Source organism: Shewanella saliphila, assembly GCF_014648295.1.
GTDB lineage: Bacteria > Pseudomonadota > Gammaproteobacteria > Enterobacterales > Shewanellaceae > Shewanella > Shewanella saliphila.
The window spans coordinates 39298-57955 of sequence record NZ_BMQV01000028.1; the positions used below are offsets into that span (position 1 = coordinate 39298).

Annotated in this window: 11 protein-coding genes; 1 reads left to right on the plus strand and 10 read right to left on the minus strand. The window is 43.7% G+C overall.

The window, feature by feature from the left end:
* Positions 1 to 68: 68 nt before the first annotated feature.
* Both IEY48_RS13355 and IEY48_RS13360 read right to left on the minus strand, forming a co-directional pair.
* Positions 69 to 1217, minus strand: coding sequence for a hypothetical protein (locus tag IEY48_RS13355; protein WP_188921100.1), 1149 nt, complete (start codon positions 1215 to 1217; stop codon positions 69 to 71).
* 85 nt (positions 1218 to 1302) lie between these two features.
* On the minus strand, positions 1303 to 3258 hold the full coding sequence (locus tag IEY48_RS13360) for a DNA topoisomerase III (RefSeq protein WP_188921102.1): 1956 nt from the start codon (positions 3256 to 3258) through the stop codon (positions 1303 to 1305).
* Between the two features lie 169 nt (positions 3259 to 3427).
* Here IEY48_RS13360 and IEY48_RS13365 point away from each other — a divergent pair, with 169 nt between their 5' ends.
* Complete coding sequence (locus IEY48_RS13365) at positions 3428 to 4126, plus strand: tRNA (adenine(22)-N(1))-methyltransferase (RefSeq protein ID WP_188921103.1); 699 nt, start codon at positions 3428 to 3430, stop codon at positions 4124 to 4126.
* Positions 4127 to 4761: 635 nt separating this feature from the next.
* Here IEY48_RS13365 and purF read toward each other — a convergent pair.
* From purF to IEY48_RS13405, 8 genes are all read right to left on the minus strand, one after another.
* A complete protein-coding gene (gene purF / locus IEY48_RS13370; RefSeq protein WP_188921106.1) occupies positions 4762 to 6276 on the minus strand; it encodes an amidophosphoribosyltransferase in 1515 nt (504 codons plus the stop codon).
* A 41-nt stretch (positions 6277 to 6317) separates the two neighbouring features.
* The gene (locus IEY48_RS13375; RefSeq protein ID WP_188921108.1) at positions 6318 to 6806 is read right to left on the minus strand and encodes a CvpA family protein; all 489 of its coding nucleotides are present in this window, start codon (positions 6804 to 6806) and stop codon (positions 6318 to 6320) included.
* A 152-nt stretch (positions 6807 to 6958) separates the two neighbouring features.
* A complete protein-coding gene (gene dedD / locus IEY48_RS13380) occupies positions 6959 to 7597 on the minus strand; it encodes a cell division protein DedD (RefSeq protein WP_188921110.1) in 639 nt (212 codons plus the stop codon).
* 21 nt (positions 7598 to 7618) lie between these two features.
* Positions 7619 to 8899: a bifunctional tetrahydrofolate synthase/dihydrofolate synthase gene (gene folC, locus IEY48_RS13385; RefSeq protein ID WP_188921112.1), complete on the minus strand. Its 1281-nt coding sequence runs from the start codon at positions 8897 to 8899 to the stop codon at positions 7619 to 7621.
* 235 nt (positions 8900 to 9134) lie between these two features.
* Positions 9135 to 9920 carry a tRNA pseudouridine(38-40) synthase TruA gene (gene truA / locus IEY48_RS13390; protein ID WP_188921114.1) on the minus strand — a complete coding sequence of 262 codons (786 nt, stop codon included), beginning with the start codon at positions 9918 to 9920 and terminating at the stop codon, positions 9135 to 9137.
* Between the two features lie 929 nt (positions 9921 to 10849).
* Complete coding sequence (locus tag IEY48_RS13395) at positions 10850 to 14746, minus strand: FimV/HubP family polar landmark protein (protein ID WP_188921116.1); 3897 nt, start codon at positions 14744 to 14746, stop codon at positions 10850 to 10852.
* 343 nt (positions 14747 to 15089) lie between these two features.
* Positions 15090 to 16106 (minus strand): aspartate-semialdehyde dehydrogenase, encoded by a 1017-nt coding sequence (locus IEY48_RS13400; RefSeq protein ID WP_188921118.1) that lies wholly within the window; start codon positions 16104 to 16106, stop codon positions 15090 to 15092.
* Between the two features lie 178 nt (positions 16107 to 16284).
* Positions 16285 to 17412 (minus strand): 4-phosphoerythronate dehydrogenase, encoded by a 1128-nt coding sequence (locus tag IEY48_RS13405; protein WP_188921120.1) that lies wholly within the window; start codon positions 17410 to 17412, stop codon positions 16285 to 16287.
* Between the last annotated feature and the right edge of the window lie 1246 nt (positions 17413 to 18658).

Genomic DNA, 18658 nt, shown 5'->3' on the forward strand with positions numbered 1-18658 from the left:
AATGCCACAGTCGCCAAATAACCTCCGCTAACCCATTAACCGGCACAAGACTCATACGTGTTTTTCGCTTAACTCTCGTGCCAAAGGGTATTATCGCAATACTGCTTGATGAGAGCTTGGATATCTTCAATTTCTGTTTCAGAGAAGTTTCTTAATATCGTGTTATTACCGTTTCCAGCTTTCTGAATGAACACTTCATAATAAAAAACACCCTCAACGTTTTCTCTACCCTCGATAGAAAATGCATTTTCACTAATGATGAAATTGTCTTCTAGAGAAAATAGCACACTACAAAAACCAGAGTGAGAATGGAATTTAGCGCGCTGCAAACTGTCTTTCATTGGCTCAATAACTTTCAAAATTGCCGGATTAATAGAAAGCAATTCCCGACTGAGTAACTTAGAAAAACTGATGCAATCTTGACTTATTTCACCTAAAGATTTTTTCAAAAATACGGAGTCACCAGTCAGTGCCAAGCGGTAAGGTGTTTCTCCCTTTTTATTCTGTAGATGAACATTAACAGGTGTTGTCTCAGTGAACATTTCAAACATCCCATCTATACGCGGATTTGGCGGGTAAGGAGTGCCTTCGGGTAATTTTGCTTTTAGTATTGCGGTCGCAATGGTTTCGCCTTCTGAGGTATAACCATTGTATGCATCTGGTGCGGTATGTTCCCAATTAATATGCTCAATAAGCCCGCCTTTAACCAAAAACGCGACAATATCATCGGCACTACTCATGCCCATATAATGCTTATTAATTGTATTAGCGGCTTTTTTAGGTAAATAAACCACAGCCATCGTTTGATCATTAGTTGGAAGGATCAGGTACTTACTTTGCAATTCTTTTTGAATATAATTATTTAGCTTGTCATAAAAACTATCTGTAACCCAGCTAGACCCATCTTGAAAAATGTTAAATTTCTTTTTTCTCTCCCTATATTCAAACTGTAACGTGACTGTTGTATCTATACTCCCAGTAACAAAAATATTGCTAGGTTTAAATTCGCCAAGAGTCACATCTCCATGCTGCTTAAATACGTTGATATAGGATTCGATCCCATCGATACACTCTGGATCATAATGAAGAAAGCGATCTGGTGTCAGACTTTCGAAAATTTGAAATAAATCATTGCTCGACTCGAGGTCACCTAAATTAGTTTCAAAATTAATATTTTGCTTCTTAAGCAAGTTTTTTATTCTTGTTAAAAGATCCATTTTATTGTTTCCATTAAGTATGCGGGTAAAACAGGTGCAAACCCCTTTAACTGAGAAAAACCTCAAGCGCTACATTACATTACCATTATTTCGCTTTTGCTTTGGTCTTCTTTTTATACGTTTTTTTAAAACTGCGCTTTGGCGCAGTACTGGCAACACCTTGTAATGCTGAGGGTAACTGATTTGACGCTTGAGTAATTAGCCCATCTAACTGGCTCAGCAATGGCTGCATAAAGGCATCGTACTTTAAGCGTTTTTGACTGATGGCATCGAGGCTGTTTTCCCATAAGGCAGTCATGTCGGGTGTCGTGGATGATTCGGGCAAACTGCGTATTAAGCCAACACCCACTGGCGTCGCTTTAATGGCTTTCCCCTGGCGAACCAAATATCCGCGCTTAAACAGCAACTCAATAATGCCTGCCCGTGTGGCCTCTGTGCCGAGGCCATCAGTTTCTTTGAGGATTTTTTTAATCTCACTATCGGTCACATAACGGCTAATACCCGTCATGGCACCTAATAAGGTCGCATCGGTAAAATGCTTGGGGGCTTGAGTCATTTTTTCTAATAACTCACCACGCTCACATTGTAATATTTGCCCTTTTGCTAACGGCGGCAATGACTGTACGGCATCGTCGTTTTCATCTTCATTGCTACTTGATTGGTTTTGGCTTGCTGCAGCTCGTTTAAACAGCTGTTTCCAGCCTAGGGTTTTATCCTGACGCGCTTTGGTGGTAAATAAGCCACCAGCAATGGTCACTTCAACGGCGGTTTCGGCATACACATAAGCGGGGTAAAATTGTGCAAGGTATTGGCGCGCCACATGTTGATACAACTTAGCCTCATTACTTGATAATGCCGATAAGTTAGCGACTTTTTCGGTAGGGACAATGGCATGGTGAGCATCCACTTTACTGTCATCCCAGGCTTTAGATTTAAGCTTGGCATTAGGGCCATCGCAGCCTTCAACTAACCCAGCTGCACCTTTAAGCACGGCATCTAACACTTTAGGCGCTAACGCATGCTGCTCTTTAGGCAAATAACGGCTGTCAGAGCGCGGATAAGTAATTAACTTATGTCGCTCATACAAACTTTGGCAAGTATCCAATACCTCTTTAGCCGACAAACCAAAGCGTTTGGCGGCATCGATTTGCAGCGCCGATAAGCTGTAGGGCAGTGGCGGATTTTGCCGTTTATCTTTGGCTTCAAGCTTGGTGATTTCAGCGGGTTGACCAGATATGCGCGAAACTACGTTTTCAGCTAACCCTTTGGCTAACACTCTGCCATCTTCATCCATGTAGGGTTGGCAAGCTTCGCTCGGTTGCCATTTGGCAGTAAACGCTTGTTGTTGGTCTGTCAGTAAATGGGCTAGCACTTCGTAAAATGCTTTGGGGGTAAAATTGGCAATTTCATCGTCGCGGCGAACCACTAATCCGAGCACAGGCGTTTGCACACGGCCAACCGACAATACTCCCTTATAACCCACTTTACGCCCTTGAATAGTATAAGCACGGGTCATGTTCATGCCGTATAACCAATCGGCGCGGCTGCGTGCCAATGCTGAGGTTGATAACGGCACAAACTCACGATTACTGCGTAACTGCCCTAAAGCTCGTTTTACCGCCTGAGGGTTTAAATCGCTAATTAATAAACGCTGAACTTGATTGAGTTTGTCGCCTTTTACGCCCAGATAGGAAATCACTTCATCGACTAACAATTGCCCTTCTCTGTCTGGATCGCCCGCATTGATAATTGATGATGCTTGCTTAACCAGTTTACGCAGCACGGTCAGTTGGCTGCGGGTTTTAGGTTTTGGCTGTAGCTTCCAGGTTTGTGGCACGATGGGCAAATGCTCAAGCTTCCATGATTTGAACGCATCGTCATACGCATCTGGCTCAGCCTGTTCGAGCAAATGGCCAATACACCATGACACACAATCACCGTTAGCGGCGGTAATAAAACCATCACCTTTTTTGTGAGGCTTTGGCAGTACATCAGCAATGGCTCGGCCTAAACTGGGTTTTTCAGCAATATATAAAATCATAATCCATTATCAGGCAGCAAAGATTCAATGAACAAAACATAAATCGCGCCAATTAACTGTATAAAATTACAGTGTAGATTACCTGTTAATTTATCTTGCTGCAAATCACATAGTATTCACGGCAAAAATCATTACAATGCGGGTTTTATTTTTATAAACGATTCGCTCAATGAAACTTGGACAGCGCTTAACCCAACTTAATGACATGATCCCAACAGGCTATACGCACATTTGGGATTGTTGCTGTGACCATGGTTTATTAGGTGCGGCGTTATTATCAAGACAAGCGGCACCGACGATTCATTTTGTTGATATTGTGCCAAATTTGATGCAACAGCTTGAACGTAAGCTCGAACGCTTTTACCCACTGCAAAATCCTCCTCAATGGCAAGTTCATTGTATGGATGTTGCCCAAATTTCTTTGTCAGATTATCCAGAAACACCATTGGTTATTATCGCGGGCGTGGGTGGCGATTTGATGATCGAACTTGTTAATTCTATTTGCCACAATAACTCTGAACTGAAAATTGATTTTATGCTCTGCCCAGTGCACCATCAGCACGAATTACGCCAAAAATTGATTGAACTTGATTGCCGTTTAATTGATGAAACCTTGCTTGAAGAAAATCGCCGCTTTTATGAAATATTGTATGTGTCTCGCCACAGCAAAGCTTCGTCACGTGACAATGACCCTAGCACTCTTATTAGCCCTGTGGGCAATAAACTGTGGCAAGTAAACACACAGCAACAGCTTGATATTGCACAGCGTTATTTAGATAAAATGCTCAGACATTATCAAAAAATCAGCATGTCGAACCCACAAAAAGCAGCACAAGCGCTGCAAGATTATCGAATGGTCCGCTTTTAGAAATCAGAAGAGTGCCGTTTTGTGGGCTTGTAAAAGCGTAAAGCAAACACCTGGACCCCGGCTCAACAGCATTGCCGGGGCGACGGAGTAGGAAGCATTGCGGGGCGACGTATTTTTATGCCGTCATCCCAGAGATCTTAGATCCCGGATTTATAAGCGTTACCGGGACGATCCAGGTGTTGCTGTTGCCCTTAATGCTTCATCAGTTCTTAAACGCAATAAACAAACACCTGGATCCCGGCTTAACTGCATTGCCGGGGCGACGGAGTAGGAAGCATTGCCGGGACGACGTAGAAAAAGCAACACCTGGACCCCGGCTCAACAGCATTTGCCGGGGCGACGGAGTAGGAAGCATTGCTGGGACGACGTAGAAAAAGCAACACCTGGATCCCGGCTCAACAGCATTTGCCGGGGTGACGGAGTAGGAATCATTGCCGGGGCGACGTATTTTTATGCCGTCATCCCTGAGATCTTAGATCCCGGATTTATAAGCGTTACCGGGACGATCCAGGTGTTGCTGTCGATTTTGGTTTTAGGTTTTAGGTTTTAGGTTTTAGGTTTTAAGCTATTTTAAACCCATAAAAAAACCAGCATGTTTATGCTGGTTTTTAAGTCGAAGCAATAACGCGGTTAACTTATGGATGACACTCGTTGTGCATTTCTAAGTTGGTGCCAATGTCTTTGCTGCGGTTGGCTTTGGCGTCGTCATTACGCAACTGAGTTAAATGGTCTAAGTAAGACTGGTTCACATCGTTGGTAATGTAGTGGCCGTCAAATACAGAGGTTTCAAAGCGTTTAATCTCTGGGTTTTCCATTCTTACGGCTTCAACTAAGTCAGTTAAGTCCTGGAAGATAATCCCATCAGCACCAATGATTTTTGCAATTTCATCTGCATCACGACCATGAGCAATCAACTCATTTGAAGTCGGCATGTCGATGCCGTAAACGTTCGGGAAGCGAATTTCAGGTGCCGCTGAAGCAAAGTATACTTTCTTAGCGCCAGCTTCACGTGCCATTTCAATGATCTGCTCTGACGTGGTACCACGTACAATAGAGTCATCAACTAGCAACACGTTTTTACCTTTAAACTCGGTATTAATTGCATTGAGCTTACGACGAACTGACTTTTTACGCTCTTGCTGACCCGGCATAATAAAGGTACGGCCAATATAACGGTTTTTTACAAAACCTTGACGGTACGGTAAGCCCATACCACGGGCAATTTCAAGCGCGATATCACAAGAGGTTTCTGGGATCGGAATAACGACGTCGATATCGTGATCATCCCATTCTTTTTTGATTTTTTCACCTAACTTGGCACCCATGTTAACGCGGCTTGCGTAAACAGACACTTTGTCGATGCTTGAATCTGGGCGAGCAAAATACACAAACTCGAAGATACACGGCGCATAGCTTGGGTCAACAGCGCATTGGCGAGTAAATAACTGACCATCAAGTGAGATATAAATCGCTTCACCTGGAGCAACATCGCGCATCACTTCAAAGCCAACGGCATCTAATGCCACGCTTTCAGATGCGACCATGTATTCAGTACCGGTTGCAGTTTCGTGCTTACCAAGCACCAATGGACGAATACCAAATGGGTCACGAAACGCGACTAAACCCTGGCCAATAATCATCGCTGTCACGGCATAAGCACCGCGAGTTTGCGCATGTACTTTAGCCACTGCATCAAACACTTCATCAGCACTTAGTGACAAGCTACGTGTTTCTTGTAGTTCATCGGCTAATAAATTAAGCAAGATTTCTGAGTCAGAGGTGGTATTAACATGACGGCGTTTTTTGACCAGGCTTTCAGCTAACTCAAGCGTGTTAGTTAAGTTGCCGTTATGCGCTAACGAAATACCAAACGGCGAGTTAACATAAAACGGTTGTGCTTCTGATGCACTAGAACTACCCGCGGTAGGATAACGCACATGGCCAATACCCGCATTGCCCTGTAAACGTTGCATGTGCTTGGGTTCAAACACATCTTTAACCAAGCCATTTGCTTTACGTAAACGAAACGCATTGATGTCTACAGTCACAATGCCTGCTGCGTCTTGCCCACGATGTTGAAGCACAGTCAGCGCATCATAAATGGTTTGGTTAACTGTTGATTTTCCTACTATTCCGACGATACCACACATGGGTAAGGTTCCTCACTGTAAGGTGTTTTATGTTTATAATTTTAGATTTTGGGTACAAAGCTTGAGGTGTTTTCGAGATAGTTAAAAAACCACTGAATAACCACGCCAAATTCGGGTACAAGTACTGAGCCCTGCCACCAAACGGTGTCTGGGAACGCAGTAAATGCATCCATAAAAAACAGTAATGCGCTTACAATCAAAGCGCCACGAATGGCACCAAAACACAAACCAAGTACACGGTCTGTGCCTGACAAGCCAGTTTTAGACACTAACTGGCCTAATAAATAATTGACTAAAGCCCCTAGGATCAGGGTAACGACAAATAGAATGGCAATCGCGACACCGTTTCTCACTAACTCGTCCTGCATTTGGGTTAAATGCGCGGCAAGATCGAGATAAAACTGGCTAGCAATAAAGAAAGCGGCAAACCAAACCACAAGTGACATGGCTTCTTTTGCGAATCCGCGGATCAAACTAATAATAGTTGATAACCCGATAATGATAATAATTGCGTAATCAATCCAAACCATGAAAATGGGGATCCGGTATAGGGTTCAAGACGGCGCGATTCTAACAGAGACAGAGATGTTTCTCACCCCTGATTGCATAAATTATTCATGCGCGATTGCGAACAATCAATTTGATATTTTCAACCACGCACTGAGTCTACCGTCTGAACGAGTTAATGTTCTTGAGGATTGTAGGCGATGATCTTGCCCTTTAATCCGGTTAGTTTGAAGATAGGCTCCTGGCGAGCTTTAAGTTTAGCTTCAGACACTTCAGGGCCAACAAATACCCGAGTCAGTTTTCCGTCAACCGGTTTAACAGGCAAGGTATAAGCAGTAAAACCTGCTTTGCGCAGCTGTGCCACAAGCGCACTGACATTGGCAGCGTTATTAAAGCCACCTAGTTGTAAAGTGTAACCTGCGGTTATCGCGGCTTTGGCTGGTGTTTTGGTTTGCGCCACTACGGCTGCCGGTTTGGGTTGGGGTTTAACGGGTGTTGTTACTTGTGGTTTTGGGTCAACTTTTTGAACCACCTCTGCAGGCTTATCGTCACCCAGCTCAACCACATCACTGCCAAGGTCTTGCGGCTCCGCTATAGTTAACACCTGAAACTCTTCAATGGTGTCTGCAGTTTGCTCTGCCTGTTCACTACCATTTGAATTGTGGGTGTTTTTGGCTAAAGGTCGTAATGGTATTTCAGTAAATTCTTCTACAACCTGAGTCTTTTTACCATCTAATAGGTCAGGTAAAAAAATCACCCCTAAAGCCACAAGCACAATGGTTCCGACCAAACGATTTTGAAATTGACGATTCAAAGCGAATTCCCTTTAAAAAAATTAACCTATGTATGATTTAACGCCCGCAACAGTATAAAAAGAACCGAACACAATAACCACATCGTCTTCGTTTATGTCTTTTTGTAAGCCGTGCCACGCGCTGCTCATATCTTGATATAGTTGTGCGTTTTGTTGACTCGCCTGTGGCAATGCATCATATAACAATTGCGCCGATGCCCCGCGAGGATTATCTAAACTCACTAGATTCCACTGGCTAATGTGCGGTGCAAGTGTTTCTATCACCGCGTTAATATCTTTATCTTTTAACATGCCACACACAGCGACAATTCGTTTGCCTTGATAGGCCTGTAACTGGTTAGCTAAATAACGAGCTGCATGTGGGTTATGAGCAACATCCAGTAAAACGATTGGCTGCTGACTCACTTGCTCTAAGCGCCCTGCGAGTTTGGCCTTGGCTAGGCCATCGGCAATTTGCTGCTCGGTGATCTGCGGCCATACCTGGCTGATTAACGCCACTACACTCGCAGCATTAGGTAAGGGTAAGCTGGGCACAGGTAAACCAGAATAGTTGCTTTGCGCTGATGTAAAATCCCACCGTGCAGAATCACTATCAGACACTTGATAGTTAAACTCATTACCCACGCGATACAAGCGAGTATGCATATACTCGGCATAATCTTTAACCGACTTAGGTAAGTCAGGTTCGCCCACTACGGCAAGACAATGTTGCCTAAATACCCCGGCTTTTTCACGGCCAACCAATTCTCGGCTGTCTCCAAGATACTCTTGATGGTCAAGATCTATTGAGGTCAAGATCACAGCCGTTGAATCAATAATATTGGTGGCATCTAAGCGCCCACCTAAACCCACTTCAAGAATAGCCACATCTACGTTTGCAGCTTTAAACAAATACAAACCGGCGAGTGTTGCGTATTCAAAAAAGGTCAGTGAAATATCATCACGCGCCGCTTCAATCGCACAAAATGCTTCGATTAGCGCTGCGTCACTGGCATCTTGTTGGTTAATTCGCACCCGTTCGTTATAGCGTAATAAATGCGGCGAGCTATATACCCCAACAGACAGACCAGACTGACGCAAAATAGACTCTAACATCGCACAGCTTGTGCCTTTACCATTAGTACCGGCAACGGTAATCACTTTACTTGGGGCTAACGATAATAAATTTAACCGCTTAGCGACCTTTTCAACCCGGGTTAATCCCATGTCGATTTCGCTTGGGTGTATAGCCAGTAAATAATCTAGCCATTGTGCTAGGCTAGCATCTTGCTCTGGGACATTGACTTCATTGATGGTCGACATATATAAATACCATTTAAACTCTACTGACGCGTTACCTGTTTAACCTTAACTCAGGTTAAGAAAAGGGGTAAATAAGCCAAAATAACAACATTTGGCTTATTTTAACTTAATGGGTCAATTACATTGCGAGTCTGATTCACCGCAAGGGTAATTGATTTTTATTGTCGATATTGTGTCATAGTTTGTATCACAAAAGCAGGTTAGTTATACGTTAATTAAGCTAATGAACAATGGCTTAATCCAACATAAATAACGGCCCAAGTGCCAGTTTAGGCAGTTGATATTGCTCTGGGTACGTCACATCGACTAAATATAAACCATTGGGCTTTGCCGTTGCTGCGGCTTGATTGCGATCTTTAAGTGCCAGTAACTCAGTTATCCACTCAATCGGTTTATTGCCGAGGCCAACTTCAAGCAACGAGCCAACAATATTCCGCACCATATGATGTAAGAATGCATTAGCTTGAATATCAACCATTACATACATCCCCTGGCGGGTAACCGTGACTTTATGTACGTTACGAAACGGCGTATTGGATTGGCACTGAATGGCACGAAAACTGGTAAAGTCGTTTTCGCCTAGCAATAATTGTGCAGCCTGGTGCATTAAGGTTTCATCGATATCACCATGATAATGGCTTACACCTGAGCGTAATATCCCAGGGCGTAATTGATGATTGTAAATCACATAGCGATAACGGCGCGCAGTGGCGCTAAAGCGCGCATGAAAACTGTCATCGACTTCTTTGGCCCAGCGCACGGCAATGGTGTCAGGCAAATTAGCATTAATGCCCAATGTCCATGCGGTTAATGGACGCTTGGCGGTGGTGTCAAAATGCACCACCTGCCCTGTACCATGGACCCCAGAATCGGTTCTGCCAGCACAAAAGACTTCTATCGATTCATTTGCCACATAGGATAAAGCTTTTTCAAGCTGAGCTTGCACTGAAACGACATCGGCCTGGCGCTGCCATCCGAAAAAACCACTACCATCATATTCAATACCTAACGCAACTCGCATTTCAATTTCCTCAACTCATTAATGCCGCGAAGTTTATACCAATTTGAGACATTATGTAATTGCATATCGGCACTCTTGTTGACTCTAATGAATTGACGAGTCAATGACATAAGAGCCCCTACTTTCAAACTTATTCTCAATTAACCTGAATATTCTTGATTACCGCAAGAATTGATTCGCATTTAAGCCAGCGATGATGGCATAGAGAAACACCTGGATCCTCAATAAAAGCACTAGAGGATGACGGCAAAGAGCAGTATCGAACACCGTTCACTACCCCGTCGTTCCGGCAACGCTGTAGAGCCGGAATCCGGGTGTTGGCTTTTAGGCTTGAAGGCCGTAAAACTAAAGTCCAAATCAAAAGAAACACCTGGATCCTCAATTAAAGCACTCGAGGATGACGGCATAGAGCAGTATCAAACACCGTCCACTACCCCGTCGTTCCGGCAATGCTGTTAAGCCGGAATCCAGGTGTTGGCTTTTACGTTTTGGCACAAGGTTAAAAGAAACACCTGGATCCCTGATAACAGATCTCAGGGATGACGGCATAGAGAAACACTTGGCTCCTCAATAAAAGCACTCGAGGATGACGGCATAGAGCAGTATCAAACACCGTCCACTACCCCGTCGTTCCGGCAATGCTGTTAAGCCGGAATCCAGGTGTTGGCTTTTACGTTTTGGCACAAGGTTAAAAGAAACACCTGGATCCTCAATTAAAGCACTCGAGGATGACGGCATAGAACAACACTTGGATCCTCAATTAAGGCACTTGAGGATGACAACATAGAGCAACACCAATATCGTCCCGGTAACTCTATAAAACCGGGATCTAAGATCTCAGGGGTGACATAAGTTGCTATTTTTGCGGTTAAAAAAAACGGCGCAGATATCTGCGCCGTTTAATCAATTGAACCTCAACACGTTAATGGCTAACGAAAACCTTTAAGTAAGTTTGCCACTTCTGCTTTTTGGCGATCATTACCATCAATTTGCACTTCTTTTAACAAGGCTTTGGCGCTGTCTTGATCTTCAATTTCGATGTAGGCACGGGCTAAATCTAATTTAGCATTAACTGAGTTTTCTTCGTCATCGACATCAACCATATCCGCGTTGCCAATTAACGAGTTAACTTCACCGACATCAACATCTACGTCTTTATACTGATCCGTTTTATCAATGTCTTCATCGGCATCATTGAGCAGTTTATCAATATCGATATAGCCGTTTTCACGCTCAAAACTCATTAAGTCGTCATCGCTAACACTATATTGAGCTGACTTACTGCGTTCATTTTCGTCTAACGCGGCAAGTGCTTCGTCGACCGTGAGGTTGTCATCATTGAGAAGATAATCATCTTCAGAAGTATAGTTATCGCTGTCATCTTCTGTTAACGACTGTGAAAACGCCGCTAATAAATCATCATCACTGACAGTAGGTTGCGGCTCTTGCTCATCCACGGCAGTTTCTGCAGCCTTAAGTAAGTCACTTTCCCAATCAAGCATTGCAGGTTTAGATTTATTGGCTTTTAAATCATTAAAGAAACCAGAGTCCCTATTGGCTTTCGCCCCAGTGTTTTGAGTAGAACCATCAGTTTCTTGTGCATCATCATCTAACGACAGGCTGACATCGTCATCACCCATTGAAGCCAGTAATGCATTAAGCTCATCTTCTGCATCTTCGTCACTGATGTCTTCCACTAAAGGCGCATCTAGATCTTCATCTTCTAGACTAAATTCAAGTTCATCATCTGATGATTCGATCTCATCACTGACACCAGTATCATCAGTTTTAGTATCGGTTTCATCAGCTGACTCAGTCTCACTGCTTTCTGCCAATAAGGCATCTAAACCTGGGGCAAAAAAGTTTTTGTCATGCTCATCTTCAGGTTGTGCATCAGCGTCAGCTTGACTACGCGAGTTGTCTAAATCGTTTAAGTATTCATCAAGCTCGTTAAATAAATCCTGGTCGTCAACGTCACTTGAATCATCTACTTGATTTGTATCAGTGGTTTGTAAGTCATCGTTTTGCTCATCAAGGTTTAATGATGGCACGATTTCAGGTTCATCTAAACTGGCAAGAAGTGCATCTATATCGTCATCACTGCTATTTGCCACATCGGCAGATATTGTCACATCATCGTCGCTATCATCTAACTCTGCGGTAATTTGCGCAGCAATATCATCTTCGTCATCGTCTTGTTCAAAGCCTGCGAGTAAGGCGTCAATATCATCATTGTCAGAAGCAAGTGTTTCAGTTTCCTCAGACTCATCGGCTAATTCAGCGACAATTTGCTCAGTTAAATCTTCATCATCCGCATTTAAGAGAGTCTCTTCAGCAGCGCTGATATCGGCTACGCTCGATTCAATAACCGGCTCGTTTAATCCTGCCAATAAGGCATCAATGTCTTGATCATCTGCCTCTGTAGTATCTTCAATATCATCTTCATCTTGCAGCTCTGCCGCAATGAGTGCTGCGATATCATCTTCATCGTTAACGGTTTCACTGTTCAGTGTTTCTTCGGCTTCATCATCTGGATTTGTGGCTAACCCTGCGAGTAAAGCATCAATATCTTCATCACTGGCTTCTGCATCGCTATCATCAATTTCAAGTTCTGCCAGTAGCTCATCCGTATCAGATGTCTCTGCCATGTCGTCAGCGTCTAGTGAGGTTTCGCTTTGAGGCTCGGCCTCGGTTTCTGCCGGCATATCAAATTCAGCTAACAGCGAATCAATGTCGTCATCGGCTGTAACATTTGAATCATCATCAGATTCTTCTGCTGATTCTTCATTTAAGTCTTCACTCGATTCCGTCTCATCTGCCTCTGCACTAGACTGTGCCTCTTCTGCAGGCATATCAAATTCAGCTAACAGCGAGTCGATGTCGTCATCGTTTGATAGTGACTCATCAACGATTTCTGGTTGCTCTTCAACCGCAGGCTCTTCGGTTTCTGGCGGCATATCAAATTCAGCTAATAGCGAGTCAATGTCGTCATCGTTTGATAGTGACTCATCAACAGCCTCAGGTTGATCATCTACTGCAGGCTCTTCTGTTTCTGGCGGCATATCAAATTCAGCTAACAGCGAGTCAATGTCGTCATCGTTTGATAGTGACTCATCAACAGCCTCAGGTTGCTCATCTTCTGCAGGCTCTTCTGTTTCTGCTGGCATATCAAATTCAGCTAACAGGGAATCAATGTCGTCATCGTTTGATAGTGACTCATCAACAGCCTCAGGTTGCTCTTCAACCGCAGACTCTTCGGTTTCTGGCGGCATATCAAATTCGGCTAACAGCGAGTCGATATCGTCATCATTTGATAGTGACTCATCAACAGCCTCAGGTTGCTCATCTACTGTAGGCTCTGCGGTTTCTGGCGGCATATCAAATTCAGCTAACAGCGAGTCAATGTCGTTTTCTGCAGAATCATCTAATTCGTCATTATTATTTGTACTGCCATCATCAAGATCAGCTAATAAGCTGTCCAAATCATCTTCTGGGGCAGCAGACGAAACAGTTGAGGCGGGTAAGTCATCTAGTCCGGCTAATAGGCTGTCTAAGTCATCATCGTCATCGAGCGGCTCCAGTTCAGAGTCTTGCTCTTCCATGGCTTCGGCCCATAAGTCATCTAACGACGAACCTTCATCATCCTCGGTGTCTTCACCCACGAACATTTCAGACGCCATGTCCATTTCACTGTCGTCCGCCATTGAGGCTTCAGGTTGTAAATCAACACTGTCTAAATCTAATAAGTCGTCTATAGACTCGTCGTCATCAGAGTCTAAATGAATAACCACATCATCAGCGTTATCATCGTTTAACTCTGTCTCTGTATTGGCTTGTTTTGCTACCGTTTCAGTTTGTTCGTCTGATTGAGCTTCATTTTCAGTTTGTTGAGCAGCCTTTTTACGGCGAGTTAATAACCAAAAAATCAATCCAAATATTAATAAAAGAGGCACCGACGCTGCTATAATCAGCATCATGGTGTTGTCTGTTAAACTGCGCCAAAAATCTGCGGGTTGTTCTACTACAGGTTCTTTATTATCAACTTGTTGTAATAGTTTTTCGTATTCGCGTCTTAATTTGTCATGTTTTTCGCTTAGCAGTTGTAAATCTTCTTCAAGCGATGAAATATTTAACGACATCTGCTCAATTTTATTTTTAAGCACTTGATTGTCATTGTTACTGACCATTAATTCGTCTTGCGCGCGGGCAAGCTCGTCAGTGAGCATCAAGGTTTTAGCATTAGCTTTGTCTAGCACGCTATTGAGATCGTTAATTTCTGCAGCATTGGCTTGTTTTAATGCTTGAGTTTGCACTTCAACGGCGGGGGTTTTTTGCACAATTTGTAGCGGTTTATCTGCATTAGGCTTTTTAGCCACTTCAACAATGGGAGAAGGTTTAGTGACAACGGGCTGTGGGGTAACTGGAGCTGGGCGACTCACTTGGCGGTCATCTTGTTCAGCGCGACGACGCGCTTTACTGTCTGGAATGGCAGCCATCACATCAGCAGACGGGATTAATAAAATCATCCCTCGCTCGAGCGTGTTGTAATTATTACCACTAAAGGCGTGTGGGTTGGCGTCAAATAATGCCGCCATTACCTGGTAAACACTGACGCGATCATTGGGTCTGACTTTTTGGGCAATACTCCAAAAGGTGTCTCTAGACGTCGTTGGACCATACTGACGCTTAGCTTGCTGCTTAACCTCGCCATTTGGACCAGTGATGTTCAATGTTTCAGCATGTGCAGAATCAATCAACTGTAAACTGGTGAAACCAACGGTCGTACAGGCAATTAAACCCAGAATATAAGAAGTACGCAAAGTCATCCAATCCTTCCCTTTAAGCGCAATTGAGTTGCCATCTTGGCAACAGGCTGTAGGCAATTTTTATCATTAATATTTATACCCAATCAACCTAAAGATGCTCTGAAACACGTCTCTTCAAGTTGATTGGGTATATGCCATCACTATATCAAATCACATCGGTTTTAAGCTAACTTTTGCACTTAAAAAGGCAGTATAGATGTTAAAAATGATACATTTACGACTATAAACTAGTTCCGCCAGCCCTGCTACTACTGGCGCAAGTAAAACAAAAAAGCCTGCTGGCTGCAGGCTTTTTAAACTAAATCACTTATTGATTAATGAATTAACCGTGAGCAACGCTCAATTAATAGTAATCTCTAATCAAAATTTCAGCGATTTGCACACTGTTTAATGCCGCACCCTTACGAATGTTATCGGCAGTAACCCATAAATTTATACCATGTGAGTGAGAAATATCTTTACGGATACGACCTACATACACTGGGTCATTGCCCGCAGCTTCAGTCACAGCAGTTGGGTATTCGTCATCGCTTTCAAATAACTCGACACCTGGGGCATTGCGTAATACTGCTTTAACATCTTCTGCATCAACAGGTTGAAGTGTTTCAATATGAATCGCTTCAGAGTGGCCATAAAACACAGGGACACGAACCGCAGTTGGGTTAACAACGATTTCGTCATCACCAAAAATCTTTTGCGTTTCCCACACCATTTTCATTTCTTCTTTGGTGTAGCCATTTTCCATAAACACATCAATTTGCGGTAATACGTTAAACGCAATTTGTTTAGGATAAACAGACGGCTCAGCAGGTAAACCTTGGAGTAATTTAGCGCATTGACCCGCTAATTCTTCAATGGCTTTTTTACCGGTACCCGACACTGATTGATATGTCGCAACGTTAATGCGCGAAATACCAAACGCATCATAAATTGGCTTTAGAGCAACCAACATTTGAATGGTTGAACAGTTTGGGTTGGCAATGATGTTGCGGTTACGAAAATCTGCAATCGCTTCTGGGTTAACTTCTGGTACCACTAATGGCACGTCGATGTCATAACGATAATGTGAAGTGTTGTCGATAACCACACAACCCGCATCGCCAGCAATGGGTGCCCATTTAGCAGACACATCGCCACCAGCAGAGAAGAAACCAATTTGTGCTTGGCTCCAGTCAAACGTTTCTACGTCAAGAATTTCTACTTGTTTACCGTGAAAACTGACCGTTTCGCCAGCACTGCGACTGCTCGCTAATGGAAACAACTTAGCAACCGGGAAATTACGCTGCTCGAGGATCTCAATCATAGTTTGACCCACTGCGCCCGATGCACCTAAAACGACTACATTAAATTCCTGAGACATAATTAACGCTCGACTCCTATTATCCTGTTTGAGCAATCAATCTACCCTAGTTTCGCTGTGCTTTACTAGGGTTAATGTATTAAAAAAGCCGGCTTTCAAGTGATTTTTTCTCAACTGGGCAAAAAAGCGTACTTTTATCATTACCCTGCCCATTTATCGCTGCGAATAAACAGTATAATTAATTAAAACCTAATATACGTAACATCGAATGATCTGCTGGAGCCACCAATGTTTCACTCTTTAGTGCAATGGCACTGTACTCACGACGATAAGTATGGTTTTTACGCATTTGATCAAAGCCTGCTGCCGTAGCAAAACAGCCTCTAAACTTTCTATCATCATCACGTAAGTCATATACCAGGCGCGACAAGGTTAATAACTGCCCTTCACTCAATTCATTTTGACGATAAACCTGGCTAAATTGAAATGGCGGCAGCAAGCTGGCTAACGATTTATTCGCCTCCAGGCCTAATACTTCACACAGCTTTTGATACAGCATAAAAGTACCACGAGCTTTGCCTTCTAGGCTGTAACCTGCAATATGCGGGGTCGCAAACTCAGCTAAAGCAACTAACTCCGCCATAGGGTTTGGTTCACCTTCCCATACATCGAGCACCAGTTTTACATCGTCGCGTTGTTGTTTAAAGGCAATTAACGCCCGGTTATCTATCACTTCACCACGGCAGCAATTTAACAACCAGGTATTGGGTCTTAGTTGATTTAAACGTGCCTCATCAAATAAATACCAGGTTTTATGCTCACCAACTTTAGTAATTGGCACATGTAAACTAATAATATCCGCCTGAGCGATTAAGCTGTCCAGTGACACAAATTCTCTGTTATCGCCTTGCTCTGCTTTAACTGGGTCGCACAGCAATACCTTTAGGCCATAAGCCTCTAAACATTTAGCTGCGGCAGTGCCCGTATTACCTGCCCCAACAATCCCCACCACTTTGCCTTGCAAGGTGTCACCAAAACGTTGAGCTAACTCTAGCATTGCGATAAATGCATACTCACCCACCGCAGTGGCATTGCACCCTGGCGCATTAGTAAAATGGATTTTTCGTTCAGCGAGGTAATCTACAGCAACATGGTCTGTACCAATGGTGGCACTACCCACAAATTTAAGCTTTTGTGCATTATTGAGCAATGCCGCGTTGACCTTAGTTACCGAGCGTACTAACAGCACATCTGCATCACTCACCTGTTCAGCGGTTAGGTTACGGCCATTAACATATTCTATCTCACCGAGATCGCCAAACAAGGCATCAACATACGGCATGTTTTCATCAGCAATTATTTTCATCGGGTATCTTATTTGTCAGCGAATTTAACGACTACACATCGCATTTTATGCGCAGTATCTTATACCAAAGCCACCAAAGGGACGAGAAAAAACGTCATGCCTAAACGCTTCGCTTAAAGACTCGAGGGATTAGGGGCTAGGTTCTAGGTGCTAGGTGTTATTCCACAGCCCGTCATCCCTGAGATCTTAGATCCCGGATTTATAAGCGTTACCGGGACGATCCAGGTGTTTCTGTTGACCTTGCTTAAATGCGTAAAATCAACACCTGGATTCCGGCTAAACAGCATTGCCGGAACGACGGAGTAGTGGACGGTGTTTGATACTGCTCTATGCCGTCATCCTCGAGTGCTTGTATCAGGGATCCGGGTGTTTCTTAGATTCTAGAAGGACGAAGTCCGCTCTCTGACGAGTTTGCGAGTTCCTAGAACCTAGGCCCTAGGACCTAGGACCTAAAACCCTAAAAGCTAACACCTGGATTCCGGCTTTAAAAAACGTTACCGGAATGACAAACTAAACACCTGGATTCCTGCTTAACAGGATTGCCGGAACAACGGAGTAGTGAGCATTAGTGAAATGACGAAGCTGGCCTAGCGTTGCTCTAATGCTTTACTTTTTTGCCGTCATCCTCGAGTGCTTTTATCGAGGATCCAGGTGTTTCTTGTGACCTTATGTAAAAGCGTAAAATCAACACCTGGATTCCGGCTAAACAGCATTGCCGGAACGACGGAGTAGTGGACGGTGTTTGATACTGCTCTATGCCGTCATCCTCGAGAGCTTTTATTGAGGATCCAGGTGTTGCCCCACCGCACGTCATCCCTGAGATCTTAGATCCCGGATTTATAAGCGTTACCGGGACGATCTAGGTGTTTCTGTTGACCTTGAGTAAAAGCAAAAAATCAACACCTAGATTCCGGCTTAACAGCATTGCCGGAACGACGGAGTAGTGAGCATTAGTGAAATAACGAAGCTGGCCTAGCGTTGCTCTAATGCTTTACCTCTTCGCTCGTCATCCTCGAGTGCTTTTATTGAGGATCCAGGTGTTTCTGTTGACCTTGAGTAAAAGCGTAAAATCAACACCTGGATTCCGGCTTAAAAGCATTGCCGGAACGACGGAGTAGTGTATTGTGGCTTAATGAATCTGTACACCGATATGAGGTAAACTCCTCCTGAATATAATACGGTGTATAAAGTAATGAAATCTCAACCAACTTACTCAACAGAATTTAAAATAGATGCTGCTAATCTC

Coding starts and splice junctions, on each gene's coding strand:
- IEY48_RS13355 (WP_188921100.1), bottom strand. CDS start 1,217: ATGGATCTTTTAACAAGAATAAAAAACTTGCTTAAGAAGCAAAATATT.
- IEY48_RS13360 (WP_188921102.1), bottom strand. CDS start 3,258: ATGATTTTATATATTGCTGAAAAACCCAGTTTAGGCCGAGCCATTGCT.
- IEY48_RS13365 (WP_188921103.1), top strand. CDS start 3,428: ATGAAACTTGGACAGCGCTTAACCCAACTTAATGACATGATCCCAACA.
- purF (WP_188921106.1), bottom strand. CDS start 6,276: ATGTGTGGTATCGTCGGAATAGTAGGAAAATCAACAGTTAACCAAACC.
- IEY48_RS13375 (WP_188921108.1), bottom strand. CDS start 6,806: ATGGTTTGGATTGATTACGCAATTATTATCATTATCGGGTTATCAACT.
- folC (WP_188921112.1), bottom strand. CDS start 8,899: ATGTCGACCATCAATGAAGTCAATGTCCCAGAGCAAGATGCTAGCCTA.
- truA (WP_188921114.1), bottom strand. CDS start 9,920: ATGCGAGTTGCGTTAGGTATTGAATATGATGGTAGTGGTTTTTTCGGA.
- IEY48_RS13395 (WP_188921116.1), bottom strand. CDS start 14,746: ATGACTTTGCGTACTTCTTATATTCTGGGTTTAATTGCCTGTACGACC.
- IEY48_RS13400 (WP_188921118.1), bottom strand. CDS start 16,106: ATGTCTCAGGAATTTAATGTAGTCGTTTTAGGTGCATCGGGCGCAGTG.
- IEY48_RS13405 (WP_188921120.1), bottom strand. CDS start 17,412: ATGAAAATAATTGCTGATGAAAACATGCCGTATGTTGATGCCTTGTTT.